Origin of the sequence: Variovorax ureilyticus (genome assembly GCF_037889935.1) — a bacterium.
In the GTDB taxonomy this organism is placed as follows: Bacteria; Pseudomonadota; Gammaproteobacteria; order Burkholderiales; family Burkholderiaceae_C; genus Variovorax; species Variovorax ureilyticus.
This window is the reverse complement of sequence record NZ_JBBKZU010000010.1, coordinates 156,027-173,217: the sequence shown is the minus strand read 5'-3', so window position 1 is coordinate 173,217 and position 17,191 is coordinate 156,027. Positions and strand designations below refer to the sequence as shown.

Here is a 17,191-nt window from a genome sequence, read left to right as displayed (position 1 = left end):
GCGCGGATGAGCCTTGCGCCTTACGCCAGCCATGCGTCGCTCTCGCGCGGGCGCCGGCATGCCGAGGCGCCAGCGCCCACGCGCGATGCGTTCCAGCGGGACCGCGACCGCATCGTGCATTCGACGGCCTTCCGGCGGCTGGTCTACAAGACGCAGGTATTCCTCAATCACGAGGGCGATCTTTTCCGGACGCGGTTGACGCATTCGCTCGAGGTGGCGCAACTCGGCCGCTCGGTCGCGCGGGCGCTGCGGCTCAACGAGGATCTGGTCGAGGCGATCGCTCTCGCGCACGATCTCGGTCACACCCCGTTCGGCCATGCAGGCCAGGATGCGCTCGATGCCTGCATGCAGGATCACGGCGGCTTCGAGCACAACCTCCAGAGCCTGCGCGTGGTGGATGAACTCGAGCACCGATACCCCCGGTACGACGGGCTCAATCTGAGCTTCGAAACGCGCGAGGGCATCCTCAAGCACTGCTCCCGCGCGAATGCGGAGCGCCTGGACGCGGCCGAGCCGGGCGGCGTGGCCCGCCGGTTCATCGATCGGACGCAGCCCAGCCTGGAGGCGCAGCTGTGCAACCTCGCCGACGAGATCGCCTACAACGCGCACGACATCGATGACGGCGTCAGGTCGGGCCTGATCGATATCGAGCGGCTAGGCGAACTCGGCCTGTTCGAGCGCTACCGCAGGGAGACGCTGGCCGAGTTCCCGGCCCTTCGCGGCAGGCGGGTGCTCTACGAAGCGATCCGTCGCATGCTCAGCGCGCAGGTGTACGACGTGATCGACGCCACCTCGGCCGCGATCCGGTTCGCGGCGCCGTCCGATGCGGATGCGGCACGGAAAGCCGGTCCGCTCGTGCTGTTCAGCGACACCATGCGCCGCGAGTCGTCCGAGCTCAAGCGCTTCCTCCTCCGCAATCTTTACCGGCATCCCCGTGTGACCGCGACGACCGACCAGGCGAAGGACGTGGTCCGCGAATTGTTCGATGCCTACCTTGCCGATGCGGCGCAGATGCCTGAACGCCATGGGGAGCGCACCGATCGCCATCGTGCGGTGGCGGACTATATTGCCGGGATGACCGATCGATTCGCGATCCGTGAATACGAGCGCCTGACGGGGCGGCGGTGGATCGAATGAACGGCACCGCTCGTACCGGTGGGCGCGTGCCGTTGGCCGCCCTTGCGGTCATCGCGGCAGGGGTCTCGGCCGCGCTCCATATCGGGAAACTGCCGCCCGCGGTGCCCGCGCTGCAATCGGGACTTGGCCTCGGATTGGTCGAAGCGGGTTTCCTGCTCTCGCTGGTGCAGGTGGCCGGGATGAGTCTGGGTATCTTCGTCGGTCTCGCGGCGGATTCGATCGGGCTGCGCCGCAGCATGCTGATCGGCCTCGCACTCGTTTCCTGCGCGAGCCTGTTGGGCGGCTTCGTCGGCACATCGATCCATGACAAGGCGCAGGCGTTGCCGCTCCTTCTTGCGCTGCGCGCGCTCGAAGGCTTCGGATTCCTGCTTGCGGTCATGCCTGGACCGGGGCTGATCCGCGCCATGGTTCCGGCGAGTGCGGAAAAGGCGGCGATGGGCCTTTGGGGAGCGTACATGCCGCTGGGCGTCGCGTTGGCATTGCTCGCCGGCCCCGGATTCATCGCCTGGTTCGATTGGCCCGGATGGTGGTGGGCGCTGGGCCTGCTGTCTGCGGCTGCGGGCGTGTGGGTGCTCTGCGTGGTGCCGGGCGATGGCCTCAGAAAGCGCGCCTTTGCCAGTGCCACTGAAGCATGGCCGGCCCGTCTGCGCGAAACTGCGAGCGCCAGCGGTCCGTGGACGCTGGCATTGGCGTTCGCCGTCTACTCGTCGCAATGGATGGCCGTGATCGGATTCCTGCCGGCGATCTATGTCGACGCCGGGATTCCCGCGGGCTGGACCGCCGCGCTGACGGCGCTTGCGGCGGCGGCGAACATCGTCGGCAATGTGACCGGGGGCCGGCTGTTGCAACACGGCGTGGCACCAGATCGCCTGCTTCGCTGGGGCTTTGCCGTCATGGCGCTCGGCAGCGTCGCTGCATTCGCGCAGGTCGGCGCGTCGCCCGGCGCTTCGGGTCTTCCGCCTGCGCTTCGCTACCTGGCCGTCTGCATGTTCTCGCTCGGCGGGGGCGTGGTGCCGGCCACCTTGTTCCTGCTGGGGGTACGGTTGGCGCCGGGGCCCTCCACGGTCTCGACGACGATCGGCCTGATGCAGCAGGCCTCGTCGCTGGGCCAGTTCGCTGCGCCGCCGTTCGTTGCCTGGATCGCGCATCGCGCGGGCGGCTGGCAGTGGACCTGGGTCGTGACGCTGACATGTTCGCTGGTGGGCATCGCATTGGCCGCCCGGATGCTGCCGGCCATGCCGCGACGGGGGACCGCATGAACCAGCCCGTCACCGTCTCCGCCGCGCAGGCCGAGGCCGATACGCGGCGCTGGCTCGAACTCGCCGTGATCGGGCTCAACCTGTGTCCGTTTGCGAAGGCCGTCCACGTACGCGGACAGATCCACTATGAGGTGTACCTTTCGCCCGACGAATCCGGGCTGATCGACGCGCTGGTTGCCGAGGCGAAGGCCCTTCGCGAGATCAGTGCCGCCGAGAGGGACACCACGCTCTTGATCGCTCCCAACACCTTGACCGATTTTCTCGACTTCAACGATTTCCTCGCGCGCGCGGAACGGCGGCTCGCGCGGGAGGGCTTCGACGGCGAACTCCAACTGGCCAGCTTCCACCCGCAGTTCCAGTTCGCCGGCACGGAAGCGGACGACATCACGAATGCGACCAATCGGGCGCCTTATCCCACGCTGCATCTGCTGCGCGAAGACAGCATCGACCGCGCCGTCGAAGCCTTCCCCGATGCCGAGGCCATCTTCGGCCGTAACATCGAGACGCTCGAGAAGCTCGGGCCTTCGGGGTGGGAGGCGCTCGACGTCGGGCCGGGAGCCGCACGATGAGCAAGGTCGCAAGGATGGATAAGTCCGCCAAGGCCGAAGCCGAAGTGCAGGGCGAGTTGCGCCCCGGGCAATCCGTCGAACTGCTCAAGGAACTGCACATCCTCACGCGCGAAGGGCGCCTCAACCAGGATTCGCGGCGCAAGCTCAAGCAGGTCTATCACCTCTTCCAGTTCATCGAGAAGCTGCTGCAGGAGTTGCCCGGCGGCGGTGCCGAGGCCACGCTGGCCGATCACGGCGCGGGCAAGTCGTATCTTGGATTCATCATCTACGACCTGTTCTTCCGCGCCCGGGGCGGGGGGCATGTGTACGGCATCGAGACGCGCGCCGACCTCGTCGACAGGTCCCGGGCATTGGCCGAACGGTTGCACTTCGAGCGCATGTCGTTCCTCAATCTGACGGTGGCCGAATCCGCGGCCGCCGCCGAACTGCCGGAGCGCATCGACGTGGTCACGGCGCTGCATGCCTGCGACACCGCCACGGACGACGCCATCGCCTTCGGACTCGCCAAGCGCGCAAGGTTCATGGTGCTGGTGCCGTGCTGCCAGGCCGAGGTCGCCGCCTGCCTGCGCCAGACCAAGGCACTCGCGCTGTCGCGCACGCCGCTGGCCGAGTTGTGGCGGCATCCGCTGCATACGCGCGAGATCGGCAGCCAGCTCACCAATGTGCTGCGGTGCCTCTACCTCGAGGCGAATGGCTACCAGGTCACCGTCACCGAACTCGTGGGCTGGGAACACAGCCTGAAGAACGAACTCATCATTGCCCGCTACACCGGCCAACGCAAGGCGAGTGCCGCGGCGCGCCTCCACGAGCTGCTGGCCCAATTCGGGCTCGAGTCGCTGATGGAGACACGCTTCAGGCTGTCCTGACCGAACGCCGCTTCCCGCCGCCATGGCCCGACTGCCCCGTCTCACGCTGGCCGACCAGCCGCATCACATCGTCCAGCGCGGCAACAACCGGGAGACGATCTTCGTGGACAGCGCGGATCACGAAATGATGCTGGGCCTGCTGGGCGAGAACGCGGTGCGCCATGGTGTCGCGATCCATGCCTACGTGCAGATGGAGAACCACCTCCACCTGCTGGCCACGCCCTCCACGGCGGAGGCGCTGCCACAGTGGATCCAGGCGGTCGGGAGGCGCTATGTGCGGTATTTCAACGATCGGCACGCACGCACCGGGACTTTGTGGGAAGGACGCTACAAGTCCACCCTGATCCAACCGGAGCGCTACCTGCTGGCCTGCATGGTCTACATGGACCTCAATCCGGTGCGCGCGGGGCTGGTCGCGGAGGCCCGCGACTACCCCTGGTCGAGTTACGGCCACTATGCCGGACTGCGCCACGACAAGCTGCTGACGCCGCACCCGCTTTACTGGGCGCTCGGCAACACGCCCTTCGCGCGCGAAGCCGCCTACGCCGAGTTGGTGCGCGCGGGGATTTCAGAGGGCGATCAAGTGCTGCTCACCGACGGCGTCCTCCGCGGTTGGGCCGTCGGGGACCGCCAGTTTCTCGAATCGTTACAAAGAACGACAGAGCGGCGGGTGCGAAAGGCGCGCCCTGGGCGGCCCCGAAATCCGAGCGGTTCGACCCCGTAACCGGCCCCATTGCCATCCTCCACGCGGATAGGGTGCTACGATTTTTGATTTGTCCCCATTTAAAAGTTGACAAATGTGATTGGCATTTAATTATGATCTGACCCCAATTAAACCGTTTGGCATTATTTGTGCAAAGCAATATGCTCCGTTTCCCTGCGAAAACTGAAGGAGCACGCCATGACGACGGCTGCCGAGATCGAGCATCTCCAACAACACGGTCTTTATTCCGCCGCTGACGAACACGACGCCTGCGGCGTCGGCTTCGTGGCCCACATCAAGGGCGAAAAGAGCCACGCCATCGTCGGCCAGGCCCTCAAGATTCTCGAAAACCTCGACCATCGCGGCGCCGTGGGCGCCGACAAGCTTATGGGCGACGGCGCGGGCATCCTGATCCAGCTGCCGGATCTGCTCTATCGCGAGGAGATGGCGAAGCAGGGCGTCACGCTTCCTCCGCCCGGCGAATACGGGGTGGGCATGATCTTCCTGCCGAAGGAGCATGCGTCGCGCGAAGCCTGCGAACAGGAACTCGAGCGTGCCGTGAAGGCCGAGGGCCAAGTGCTGCTGGGCTGGCGCGACGTGCCGGTCAACCACGAGATGCCCATGTCGCCGACGGTGCGCGCCAAGGAGCCGCTCCTGCGCCAGATCTTCATCGGCCGCGGCAATGACGTGATCGTGCAGGACGCGCTGGAGCGCAAGCTCTATGTGATCCGCAAGACCGCCAGCGCCAACATCCAGCGCCTGAAGCTCAAGCACAGCAAGGAGTACTACGTTCCGAGCATGTCGAGCCGGACGGTGGTCTACAAGGGTCTGCTGCTGGCCGATCAGGTCGGCACCTATTACCTCGACCTGCAGGACAAGCGCTGCGTTTCGGCGCTCGGCCTCGTGCACCAGCGCTTCTCGACCAACACCTTCCCCGAGTGGCCGCTGGCCCACCCGTACCGCTACGTCGCCCACAACGGCGAAATCAACACGGTCAAGGGCAACTACAACTGGATGAAGGCGCGCGAAGGCGTGATGTCCTCGCCGGTGCTCGGCGCCGACCTGCAGAAGCTCTATCCGATCAGCTTCGCCGGCCAGTCCGACACCGCCACCTTCGACAACTGCCTCGAATTGCTCACCATGGCCGGCTACCCGATCAGCCAGGCCGTGATGATGATGATTCCCGAGCCGTGGGAGCAGCACGCCACCATGGACACGCGCCGCCGCGCGTTCTATGAATACCACGCCGCGATGCTGGAGCCGTGGGACGGCCCGGCTTCGATCGTGTTCACCGACGGCCGCCAGATCGGCGCCACGCTCGACCGCAACGGCCTGCGCCCGTCGCGCTACTGCGTGACCGACGACGACCTCGTCATCATGGGTTCCGAATCCGGCGTGCTGCCGGTGCCCGAGCAGAAGATCGTCCGCAAGTGGCGCCTTCAGCCCGGCAAGATGTTCCTGATCGACCTGGAGCAGGGCCGAATGATCGACGACGAGGAGGTCAAGGCCACCCTCGCCAACAGCAAGCCCTACAAGCAGTGGATCGAGAACCTGCGCATCAAGCTCGACAGCGTCGAGGCCGAGCCGGTGCAGCCGCTCACCAGCGAAGTCACGCTGCTCGACCGCCAGCAGGCCTTCGGCTACACGCAGGAAGACATCAAGTTCCTGATGAGCCCGATGGCTGCCGCAGGCGAAGAGGGCATCGGCTCGATGGGCAACGACAGCCCCCTGGCCGTGCTCTCGAACAAGAACAAGCCGCTCTACAACTACTTCAAGCAGCTCTTCGCGCAGGTGACGAACCCGCCGATCGATCCGATCCGCGAGGCGATCGTGATGTCGCTGGTGTCCTTCATCGGCCCGAAGCCGAACCTGCTGGACATCAACCAGGTCAACCCGCCGATGCGCCTCGAAGTGAGCCAGCCGATCCTGGACTTCGCCGACATGGCGAAGCTGCGCGACATCGGCAAGTACACGCAGGGCAAATTCAAGAGCTACACGCTCGACATCACCTATCCGCTCGCCTGGGGCGAAGAGGGCGTCGAGGCCAAGCTCGCTTCGCTGTGCGCCGAAGCGGTGGACGCGATCAAGGGCGGCCACAACATCCTGATCGTGAGCGACCGCAATGTCGGTCCGTCGCAGATCGCGATCCCGGCGCTGCTGGCGCTGTCGGCCGTCCACCAGTACCTGGTCCGTGAAGGCCTGCGCACCACCGCCGGCCTCGTGGTCGAGACGGGTTCCGCGCGCGAAGTGCATCACTTCGGCGTGCTTGCCGGCTACGGTGCCGAAGCGGTGCACCCGTACCTCGCGATGGAAACGCTGGCCGCGATGCATGAGGACCTCTCGGGCGACCTGAGCGCCGAGAAGGCCATCTACAACTACGTGAAGGCGATCGGCAAGGGTCTGTCGAAGATCATGTCGAAGATGGGTGTCAGCACCTACATGAGCTACTGCGGCGCGCAGCTCTTCGAAGCCATCGGCCTGAACACCGAGACGGTCGAGAAGTACTTCACCGGCACCGCCAGCCGCGTCGAAGGCATCGGCGTGTTCGACATCGCCGAGGAGGCGATCCGCATGCACAAGGCCGCGTTCGGCGACGACCCGGTCCTCGCGCACATGCTCGACGCCGGCGGCGAATACGCCTGGCGTACGCGCGGCGAAGAGCACATGTGGACGCCGGACGCGATCGCCAAGCTGCAGCACAGCACGCGCGCCAACAACTTCAACACCTACAAGGAATACGCGCAGATCATCAACGACCAGAACCGCCGCCACCTCACGCTGCGCGGTCTGTTCGAGTTCAAGTTCGATCCGGCCAAGGCGATTCCGGTGGACGAGGTCGAGCCCGCGAGCGAGATCGTCAAGCGCTTCGCGACCGGCGCCATGTCGCTCGGCTCGATCAGCACCGAGGCGCACTCGACGCTGGCCATCGCGATGAACCGCATCGGCGGCAAGAGCAACACCGGCGAAGGCGGCGAGGATCCGGCGCGCTATCGCAACGAGCTCAAGGGCATCCCGATCAAGATGGGCGACACGCTCAAGAGCGTGATCGGCGCCGAGAACGTCGAGGTGGACCTGCCGCTGAAGGACGGCGATTCGCTGCGTTCCAAGATCAAGCAGGTGGCTTCGGGCCGTTTCGGCGTCACGGCCGAATACCTGTCGTCGTCGGACCAGATCCAGATCAAGATGGCGCAGGGCGCGAAGCCCGGCGAGGGCGGCCAGCTGCCGGGCGGCAAGGTGTCGCAGTACATTGGCGCGCTCCGCTACTCGGTGCCTGGCGTCGGCCTGATCTCCCCGCCGCCGCACCACGACATCTATTCGATCGAAGATCTGGCGCAGCTGATTCACGACCTGAAGAATGTCGCGCCGCATGCGAGCGTGAGCGTCAAGCTGGTGAGCGAAGTGGGCGTCGGCACCATCGCCGCCGGCGTTGCCAAGTGCAAGAGCGACCACGTCGTCATCGCCGGCCATGACGGCGGCACGGGCGCTTCGCCCTGGTCGTCGATCAAGCACGCGGGCAGCCCGTGGGAAATCGGCCTGGCCGAAACGCAGCAGACGCTGGTGCTCAACCGCCTGCGCGGCCGAATCCGCGTGCAGGCCGACGGCCAGATGAAGACCGGCCGCGACGTCGCCATCGGCGCGCTGCTCGGCGCGGACGAATTCGGCTTCGCGACCGCGCCGCTGGTCGTCGAGGGCTGCATCATGATGCGCAAATGCCACCTGAACACCTGCCCGGTGGGCGTGGCCACGCAGGACCCGGTGCTTCGCAAGAAGTTCTCGGGCAGGCCCGAGCACGTCGTCAATTACTTCTTCTTCGTCGCCGAGGAAGTCCGCCAGATCATGGCGCAGCTCGGCGTGCGCAAGTTCGACGACCTGATCGGCCGCGCCGACCTGCTTGACACCCGCAAGGGCATCGAGCACTGGAAGGCGCGCGGCCTCGACTTCGGCCGCCTGTTCGCGCAGCCGAACGTGCCGGCCGACGTGCCGCGCTTCCACGTCGAAGAGCAGGACCACGGCCTCGCGAAGAGCCTGGACAACAAGCTCATCGAGCGCTCGCGCCCCGCGATCGACAAGGGCGAGAAGGTGCAGTTCATCGAGGTGGCCCGCAACGTGAACCGTTCGGTGGGCGCGATGCTCTCGGGTGCGCTCACCAAGGTGCATCCGCAGGGCCTGCCGGATGATTCGATCCGCATCCAGCTCGAAGGCACGGGCGGCCAGTCGTTCGGGGCCTTCCTGGCGCGCGGCATCACGCTGTACCTGATCGGCGACGCCAACGACTACACCGGCAAGGGCCTCTCGGGCGGCCGCGTGGTGGTTCGTCCGAGCCTGGACTTCCGCGGTGAAGCGATCCGCAACACCATCGTCGGCAACACCGCGCTCTACGGCGCGACAACCGGCGAAGCCTATTTCTGCGGCGTGGCCGGCGAACGCTTCGCGGTACGCCTGTCCGGCGCCACGGCTGTGGTCGAAGGCACCGGCGATCACGGTTGCGAATACATGACCGGCGGCACGGTGGCGGTGCTCGGCAAGACCGGCCGCAATTTCGCGGCCGGCATGAGCGGCGGCGTCGCCTTCGTCTACGACGAGGACGGCCAGTTCGCCTCGCGCTGCAACCTCTCGATGGTGTCGCTGGACAAGGTCCTGACCTCGGCCGAGCAGACCGCGAGCGTGCATCGCAAGGTGTGGCACGACGGCGAGACCGACGAGGCGCGCCTGAAGAAGCTGCTCGAAGAGCACCATCGCTGGACCGGCAGCAAGCGCGCACGTGAACTGCTGGACAACTGGGCCGTTTCGCGCGCCAAGTTCGTAAAGGTGTTCCCGAACGAATACAAGCGCGCGCTGGCCGAGATGCACGACCGCGAGGTCGAACTCACGAGCAGCGGCAACAACGCACACGCGGGCATGGAACCCCATGCCGCCGCGAAGCCGGTGGCGGCAGTCTGACGCCAACCAGAACGAAGAACAGAGGTAAGCACGATGGGAAAAATCACCGGCTTCATGGAGCATGAACGGATCGAGGAGGGCTACAAGCCCGTCGAGGAACGGGTCAAGCACTACAAGGAGTTCGTCGTCGGCCTGAACGACGCGCAGGCCAAGGTTCAGGGCGCGCGCTGCATGGACTGCGGCACGCCGTTCTGCAACAGCGGCTGCCCGGTCAACAACGTCATTCCGGACTTCAACGATCTCGTCTATCGCGCCGACTGGCAGAGCGCCTTCGTGGTGCTCGATTCGACCAACAACTTCCCGGAATTCACCGGCCGCATCTGCCCCGCGCCCTGCGAGGCGGCCTGCGTGCTCAACGTGAACGACGACGCGGTGGGCATCAAGTCGATCGAGCACGCGATCATCGATCGCGCCTGGGACGAAGGCTGGGTCATGCCGCGCGTCGCGAAGCACAAGACCGGCAAGAAGGTCGCGGTGATCGGCTCCGGCCCGGCTGGCATGGCGGCGGCGCAGCAACTGGCGCGCGCCGGCCATGACGTGACGCTGTTCGAGAAGAACGACCGCATCGGCGGCCTGCTGCGCTACGGCATCCCCGACTTCAAGATGGAGAAGTCGCACATCGACCGCCGCGTGGAGCAGATGAAGGCCGAGGGCGTCACCTTCCGCACCGGCGTCATGGTCGGCGCGGCCAAGGACCCGCTGGGCAAGGGTTCCAAGGTCACGAACTGGGCCAAGGAAACCGTCACGCCCGCGCAACTCCAGAAGGAGTTCGACGCCATCGTGCTGACCGGCGGCGCCGAGCAATCGCGCGACCTGCCCGTGCCGGGCCGCGATCTCGACGGCATCCACTTCGCGATGGAGTTCCTGCCGCAGCAGAACAAGATCAACGCCGGCGACAAGGTCAAGGGCCAGATCCGTGCCGACGGCAAGAATGTGATCGTCATCGGCGGCGGCGACACCGGCTCCGACTGCGTCGGCACCAGCAACCGCCACGGCGCGGTCAGTGTGACGCAGTTCGAGCTGCTGCCGCAGCCGCCCGAAGAGGAGAACCGCCCGCTGACGTGGCCCTACTGGCCGTACAAGCTGCGCACCAGCTCGAGCCACGAAGAAGGTTGCGAGCGCGAATTCGCGATCTCGACCAAGGAATTCATCGGCGAGAAGGGCAAGGTCACCGGCCTGAAGACGGTCCGCGTCGAGTGGAAGGACGGCAAGATGATCGAGGTTCCGGGCAGCGAGCAGGTGCTCAAGGCGGACCTCGTGCTGCTCGCCATGGGCTTCGTCAGCCCCGTGGCCAGCGTGCTGGACGCGTTCGGCGTCGACAAGGATGCGCGCGGCAACGCCAAGGCCAGCGTCGACTTCATCGGCGGCTACGCGACCAACGTGCCGAATGTGTTCGCCGCCGGTGACATCCGCAGGGGCCAGTCGCTGGTCGTCTGGGCCATCCGCGAAGGCCGTCAGGCCGCCCGCGCGGTCGATGAATTCCTGATGGGCTTCAGCGACCTGCCGCGCTGAGACTCCTGTTGGGCCGGAACGCCCTGGAAACGCCGGTCGGCGAGGTCTGAACCGGCATTCCCGTATCATTGGGTTACCGCAAGCCGGGATGTCGAAAGACGCCCCGGCTTTTTTCATTGCCATGGATCCAACAACAGATAAGTCGCTCGTCGAGTTCCGCCACGTTGCCTTCGGCTACGACTCACGCGCGATCCTCAACGACGTCTCCTTCGCCGTGCCGCGCGGCAAGGTCACTGCGCTCATGGGCGCATCCGGCGGCGGCAAGACGACTGTTCTGCGCCTGGTCGGTGGCCAGATCCGGGCCCGGCGCGGCGAAGTGCTTGTCAATGGGCAGGACGTCGGCAAGCTCGATGCCGCGGGTCTCTATGCCGTGCGGCGCCGCATGGGCATGCTTTTCCAGTTCGGCGCTCTCTTCACCGACATGAGCGTGTTCGACAACGTGGCGTTTCCGCTGCGCGAGCACACCAACCTGCCCGAGTCGCTCATTCGGGACATCGTGCTGATGAAGCTCGACGCCGTCGGCCTGCGCGGCGCACGCGAGTTGATGCCCAGCGAGGTCTCGGGCGGCATGGCGCGCCGCGTGGCGCTGGCGCGTGCGATCGCGCTGGACCCGGACCTCGTCATGTACGACGAACCCTTCGCGGGCCTCGATCCGATTTCGCTCGGCACCGCGGCGCGCCTGATCCGGCAGCTCAACGACACGCTGGGGCTGACGAGCATCATCGTCTCGCACGACCTCGAAGAGACCTTCCGCATCGCCGATCACGTGATCATCCTGGCCAACGGCGGCATTGCGGCGCAAGGGCGGCCCGAGGACGTGCGCCGCAGCGAAGACCCGCTGGTGCACCAATTCGTCAATGCGCTGCCCGAGGGACCCGTGCATTTCCACTACCCGGCCATGACGGTCGAGGACGATTTCGGCAACAGCCACGGAGGGCGGGCATGAGCCGCCCGGCCGCTCCGAAGGCGAATACCCAAGCGCTGCTGCGCGAAGGTACTTCAATCAGACGCCGGGCCGCCCCAAGGCGAATACCGCAGCGCTCCTGCGCGGAGGTTCCCCAATGAGCTGGTACCGCCCATCGGACGTCGGCTTCGCTGTGCGCAGCAAGCTCGCGGACCTGGGGCTCGGGGCCCGGTTGTTCCTGCGCCTCTTCATCGGTGGCATGCACAGCTTCCGCCGGTTCGGGCTGGTGCGCGACCAGATCCACTTCCTGGGCAACTACTCGCTCGCGATCATCGCGGTGTCGGGTCTCTTCGTGGGCTTCGTGCTCGGCCTTCAGGGCTACTACACGCTGCAGCGCTATGGATCGTCGGAAGCGCTCGGACTGCTTGTGGCATTGAGCCTCGTGCGTGAACTGGGCCCGGTGGTCGCGGCCTTGCTGTTCGCCGGGCGCGCGGGCACGTCGCTCACCGCCGAGATCGGCCTCATGAAGGCCGGCGAGCAATTGAGCGCCATGGAGATGATGGCGGTCGACCCGGTGCAGCGCATTCTCGCGCCGCGGTTCTGGGGCGGCGTCATCACGATGCCGCTGCTTGCTGCCGTCTTCAGCGCGGTCGGCGTGCTGGGCGGCTATGTGGTCGGGGTGTTGATGCTGGGCGTCGACCCTGGCGCGTTCTGGGGCCAGATGCAGAGCGGCGTCGATGTCTGGCGCGACGTGGGCAATGGCGTGGTCAAGAGCATCGTCTTCGGCCTGACCGTCACGTTCATCGCGCTGCTGGAGGGTTACGAGTCGCAGCCGACGCCCGAGGGCGTCTCGCGCGCCACGACGCGAACGGTCGTGGTGGCATCGCTTTCGGTGCTGGGTCTCGATTTCATGCTCACCGCCATGATGTTCAGCATCTGACGAAACGATCAGGAGAGTGCAAGAAATGCAACGTTCCAACAAAGATATCTGGGTCGGCCTGTTCGTGCTGATCGGCGCGGCGGCGCTGCTTTTCCTTGCGCTCCAGTCGGCCAACCTGTTGAGCCTGAACTTCCAGAAGACCTATCCGGTGACCGCCCGCTTCGACAACATCGGCGGCCTGAAGCCGCAGACGGCGGTCAAGAGCGCGGGCGTCGTGGTCGGTCGCGTCGAGTCGATCGGATTCGACGACAAGAGCTTCCAGGCCACTGTAACCTTGGCGTTGCAGAGCCGATATAGCTTTCCGAAGGACAGCTCCCTCAAGATCCTCACCAGCGGCCTGCTCGGCGAGCAGTACATCGGGATCGAAGCGGGCGCGGACGAGAAGAACCTGCAACCGGGCGACGTCATCACTGCGACGCAGTCGGCCGTGGTTCTCGAAAATCTCATCGGGCAGTTCCTCTATAGCAAGGCCGCCGAAGGAAGCAGTCCGCAGGGCAACACCAACAAGAAATGAAAGCACGAATCCCTTCCGCTTCGCGTTCTGCCATCCCCAGCGCTGCGCGCACGGCCTTGTCCGTCGCCGCGTTGGCACTGGTGACGGGTTGCGCAACCGGCCCGAACGCCAATCCGGCGGACCCGTTGGAGCCATTCAATCGCCAGGTCGCACGATTCAACGACACGGTCGACGATGCGGTGCTGCGCCCGGTGGCCACGGTGTACCAGCGCGTGTTGCCCTCGCCGGTGCGGACCGGCGTCAACAACTTCTTCGGCAACCTCTCGGACATCTGGAGCTTCGTCAACAGCGTTGCGCAACTGAAGCTGCAGGACAGCGCCCAGACCTTCATGCGGGTGAACGTCAACACATTCTTTGGTCTGGGTGGCCTTCTCGACATCGCGACCGAGGCCGGCATCGACCGTCATTCCGAGGACTTCGGCCAGACGCTGGGTCGCTGGGGCGTCCCCAGTGGCCCCTATCTGGTGCTGCCGCTGCTCGGCCCGTCGACCCTGCGCGACACGGTGGCCCTTCCGGTGGACTTCCGGGGCGATGCGCTCAGCTACGTGTCCGACATTCCGGTGCGCAATTCGCTGATCGCGCTTCGGCTGGTGGATCTGCGATCCAACCTGCTGCGGGCCAGCCAACTGCTCGATGACGCGGCACTCGACCGCTACACGTTCACGCGCGATGCTTTCCTACAGCGTCGACGGAGCGAAGTGCACGACGGAAACCTGCCCGACGACGGAAACTGACGCTGCACGCACGCTTGCATTCGGTTGCAGCGGCTCCTTGGCCGGAGGAACCCGGCCGGGTAGGCTGTCTCCAATCGTTCGTTACAGCGATTTTGTGATTTGAAACAGGGATTTCCAATGAACCAGATTCTTCAACGCCGTGCCTTCGGGCGTTTCGTGATGGCCGGCCTGCTGCTGGTCGGCGCCGCGGTCGCATCCGTGCGACCGGCCCACGCGGCGGACGAGGCACCCGATGCGCTCGTCAAGCGCCTTTCGACCGACGTGCTCGAATCCATCAAGGCCGACAAGTCCATCAAGGCCGGCGACCTCACCAAGATCATGGCGCTGGTCGACGCCAAGGTCATGCCGAACGTGAACTTCCAGCGCATGACGTCTTCCGCCGTGGGCCCAGCCTGGCGCCAGGCCACGCCGGAGCAGCAGAAGCGGCTGGAAGAGGAATTCAAGACCCTGCTGGTGCGGACCTACTCGGGTGCGCTCGAACAGGTCAGCGACCAGACCGTCAACGTGCGTCCCTTCCGCGGCTCCCCGGATGACAAGGAAGTGCTCGTGCGCACCGAAGTGCGTGGCAGCGGCGATCCGGTGCAACTCGACTACCGCCTCGAAAAGACACCCGGAGAGGCTGGCGGCTGGAAGATCTACAACATCAACGTTCTGGGCGTCTGGCTGGTCGATACCTACCGCAGCCAGTTCGCGCAGCAGATCAATGCCAACGGCATCGACGGCCTGATCGCCACCCTCGCTGCGCGCAACAAGTCCAACAGCACCAGCGCCAACGCCAAGGCCAAGGGCTGAACCGATCATGCTGGTCCTGCCGCCGAAGTTGACCCACGACGAGGCTTCCACCTGCGTGTACATGCTCCAGCGCGGGTTGGCGGGCCAGACCGGCAGCGCCACGGTGGTCGACGCCACCGCGCTGGTTCACTTCGACTCCTCGGCGCTGGCGGTGCTGCTCGAATGTCGCCGCGAGTCCGCAGCGCTCGGGCGCGGTTTCGCGGTGAAGGGCCTCCCTCCGCGCCTGCGCGAGCTCGCCTCGCTGTACGGCGTGGCCGGTCTTTTGCCGGCCGCGCCATAGAAAAAAACCCAGGACCGTAAAATCGCCGGCTCCCATGCCTGCGATCTCCTTTCAATCGGTCTCGAAGACCTATCCTGCTTCACGCCAGCAACGGGCCCAGGGAAAACCGGGTCTGCGTGCCGTCGACAACGTGAGTTTCGAGATCGAGGAGGGCGAATTCTTCGGTCTCCTGGGCCCGAATGGCGCGGGGAAGACGTCGCTGATCAGCATGCTCGCCGGCCTTTCGCGCCCCAGCGCAGGCACGATTGCGGTGCACGGCTTCGATGTCCAGCGCGAGTACGCCCAAGCCCGCCGTCACCTCGGCATCGTGCCGCAGGAACTCGTTTTCGACCCCTTCTTCAATGTGCGCGAGACCTTGCGCATCCAGTCCGGCTACTTCGGCATCAGCAAGAACGACGACTGGATCGACGAGCTCCTGCACAGCCTGGGCCTCGCGGACAAGGCGACCGCCAACATGCGCCAGCTCTCGGGCGGCATGAAGCGCCGCGTGCTCGTCGCGCAGGCGCTGGTGCACAAGCCGCCGGTGATCGTGCTCGACGAGCCCACGGCGGGCGTCGACGTCGAGTTGCGCCAGACTCTGTGGCAGTTCGTCGCCAAACTCAACAAGCAGGGCAGCACCGTGCTGCTCACCACCCATTACCTCGAGGAGGCGGAGGCGCTGTGCCACCGCATCGCGATGCTGAAGCTGGGGCGCGTGATCGCCCTCGACCGCACGAGCGAACTCCTGCGCTCCGCCGCGAGCAACGTGCTTCGCTTCAAGACCGACGGCATGCTGCCCTGGTCGATCGCCCAGCATGCGCGCGTCACGGGCCGCATCGTCCAGCTCCCGGCGCAGAACGCGCACGAGGTCGAGCAATTGCTGGCGGCGATCCGTGAAGCCGGACTCGATGTCGAGGATGTGGAAATGCGAAAGGCCGATCTGGAAGATGTCTTCATCGACCTGATGGCCGGCGAGCAGACGCCCCTGGAGGTTGCAAGATGATGGTCAACGCGCTGGGCTGGCGCGCCTTGCTCTACAAGGAAATCCTGCGCTTCTGGAAAGTCGGCCTCCAGACTGTCGGCGCGCCGATACTTACCGCCTTGCTGTACCTGATGGTCTTCGGCCATGTGCTCGAGGACCACGTCAAGGTCTACGGCACCGTGAGCTACACCGCCTTCCTCGTGCCGGGCCTGGTGATGATGAGCGTGCTGCAGAACGCTTTCGCCAACAGCTCGTCCTCCATCATCCAGAGCAAGATCATGGGCAGCCTGGTGTTCGTGCTGCTCACGCCGTTGTCGCACTGGGGCTGGTTCCTGGCCTACGTCGGTTCGTCGGTCGTGCGCGGGTTGGCGGTCGGGCTCGGCGTGTTCGTGGTGACCTCGCTCTTCGCGATGCCGGGCTTCGTCGCGCCATGGTGGATCATCGTCTTCGCCTTTCTGGGCGCTGCGATCCTCGGCACGCTGGGGCTGATCGCCGGGCTCTGGGCCGAGAAGTTCGATCAGATGGCGGTGTTCCAGAACTTCCTGATCATGCCGATGACCTTCCTCTCGGGCGTGTTCTATTCGATCGGGTCGCTCCCGTCGTTCTGGCAGGCGGTGAGCCACCTCAACCCGTTCTTCTACATGATCGACGGCTTTCGCTTCGGCTTCTTCGGCGTGAGCGACGTGTCGCCATGGACCAGCCTGGCGATCGTCGGCGGCGCCTGGCTGGTGGTGAGCGCGATCGCGGTGCACCTGCTTCGCATCGGCTACAAGATTCGCGGATGACGCCGCCCTTTAGCTTCTACTGAAACCATGACTGCGGAAGAACTCCAATCGATCATCGAGGCGGGCCTTGCCTGCGACCACATCACGCTCGAAGGTGACGGCCGCCACTGGTACGCGACCATCGTGTCGCCCCAGTTCGAGGGCAAGCGCGCCATCCAGCGCCATCAGCTGGTCTACGCGACCCTGGGTGCGAAAATGCACACCGACGAGGTGCATGCGCTCTCGATGAAGACCTACACGCCCGCCGAGTGGGCGAACCAGACTCCCTCCCGTTAGACCTCCGCTGGATTCTTC

The 17,191-nt window shown here is 65.6% G+C and carries 16 protein-coding genes; all 16 read left to right on the top strand.

The annotated features are described in order from the left end of the window. The first annotated feature begins 6 nt into the window (after positions 1-6). Complete coding sequence (locus tag WKW77_RS22455; RefSeq protein ID WP_340359088.1) at positions 7-1,137, top strand: deoxyguanosinetriphosphate triphosphohydrolase; 1,131 nt, start codon at positions 7-9, stop codon at positions 1,135-1,137. Continuing rightward, on the top strand, positions 1,134-2,396 hold the full coding sequence (locus WKW77_RS22450) for an MFS transporter (RefSeq protein WP_340359087.1): 1,263 nt from the start codon (positions 1,134-1,136) through the stop codon (positions 2,394-2,396). Before WKW77_RS22455 ends, WKW77_RS22450 begins: the two co-directional genes overlap by 4 nt. Further along, positions 2,393-2,965 carry a DUF1415 domain-containing protein gene (locus tag WKW77_RS22445; protein WP_340359086.1) on the top strand — a complete coding sequence of 191 codons (573 nt, stop codon included), beginning with the start codon at positions 2,393-2,395 and terminating at the stop codon, positions 2,963-2,965. Before WKW77_RS22450 ends, WKW77_RS22445 begins: the two co-directional genes overlap by 4 nt. Then, positions 2,962-3,831, top strand: coding sequence for a class I SAM-dependent methyltransferase (locus tag WKW77_RS22440; RefSeq protein WP_340359085.1), 870 nt, complete (start codon positions 2,962-2,964; stop codon positions 3,829-3,831). The genes WKW77_RS22445 and WKW77_RS22440 overlap by 4 nt, the downstream gene beginning before the upstream one ends. 22 nt (positions 3,832-3,853) lie before the next feature. After that, positions 3,854-4,555: a transposase gene (locus tag WKW77_RS22435; RefSeq protein WP_340359084.1), complete on the top strand. Its 702-nt coding sequence runs from the start codon at positions 3,854-3,856 to the stop codon at positions 4,553-4,555. A gap of 177 nt (positions 4,556-4,732) precedes the next feature. Further along, positions 4,733-9,475, top strand: coding sequence for a glutamate synthase-related protein (locus tag WKW77_RS22430; protein ID WP_340359083.1), 4,743 nt, complete (start codon positions 4,733-4,735; stop codon positions 9,473-9,475). 33 nt (positions 9,476-9,508) lie between these two features. After that, a complete protein-coding gene (locus WKW77_RS22425) occupies positions 9,509-10,987 on the top strand; it encodes a glutamate synthase subunit beta (RefSeq protein WP_340359082.1) in 1,479 nt (492 codons plus the stop codon). Positions 10,988-11,108: 121 nt separating this feature from the next. After that, complete coding sequence (locus tag WKW77_RS22420) at positions 11,109-11,933, top strand: ABC transporter ATP-binding protein (protein ID WP_422823245.1); 825 nt, start codon at positions 11,109-11,111, stop codon at positions 11,931-11,933. Positions 11,934-12,048: 115 nt separating this feature from the next. Further along, complete coding sequence (gene mlaE / locus WKW77_RS22415; protein WP_340359080.1) at positions 12,049-12,831, top strand: lipid asymmetry maintenance ABC transporter permease subunit MlaE; 783 nt, start codon at positions 12,049-12,051, stop codon at positions 12,829-12,831. A gap of 25 nt (positions 12,832-12,856) precedes the next feature. Further along, positions 12,857-13,345 (top strand): outer membrane lipid asymmetry maintenance protein MlaD, encoded by a 489-nt coding sequence (gene mlaD, locus WKW77_RS22410; RefSeq protein ID WP_340359079.1) that lies wholly within the window; start codon positions 12,857-12,859, stop codon positions 13,343-13,345. Continuing rightward, entirely contained in the window at positions 13,342-14,079 is a 738-nt protein-coding gene (locus tag WKW77_RS22405) for an MlaA family lipoprotein (RefSeq protein ID WP_340359078.1), read from the top strand. Before mlaD ends, WKW77_RS22405 begins: the two co-directional genes overlap by 4 nt. Positions 14,080-14,196: 117 nt before the next feature. Continuing rightward, positions 14,197-14,871, top strand: a complete 675-nt coding sequence (locus tag WKW77_RS22400) for an MlaC/ttg2D family ABC transporter substrate-binding protein (protein ID WP_340359077.1) — start codon at positions 14,197-14,199, stop codon at positions 14,869-14,871. Positions 14,872-14,878: 7 nt separating this feature from the next. Continuing rightward, complete coding sequence (locus WKW77_RS22395; RefSeq protein ID WP_093163840.1) at positions 14,879-15,151, top strand: STAS domain-containing protein; 273 nt, start codon at positions 14,879-14,881, stop codon at positions 15,149-15,151. Between the two features lie 34 nt (positions 15,152-15,185). After that, positions 15,186-16,133 (top strand): ABC transporter ATP-binding protein, encoded by a 948-nt coding sequence (locus WKW77_RS22390; RefSeq protein ID WP_340359076.1) that lies wholly within the window; start codon positions 15,186-15,188, stop codon positions 16,131-16,133. Next, a complete protein-coding gene (locus tag WKW77_RS22385) occupies positions 16,133-16,897 on the top strand; it encodes an ABC transporter permease (protein ID WP_093164086.1) in 765 nt (254 codons plus the stop codon). The genes WKW77_RS22390 and WKW77_RS22385 overlap by 1 nt, the downstream gene beginning before the upstream one ends. Before the next feature lie 27 nt (positions 16,898-16,924). Then, positions 16,925-17,173 (top strand): BolA family protein, encoded by a 249-nt coding sequence (locus WKW77_RS22380; RefSeq protein WP_340359075.1) that lies wholly within the window; start codon positions 16,925-16,927, stop codon positions 17,171-17,173. Positions 17,174-17,191 lie beyond the last annotated feature (18 nt).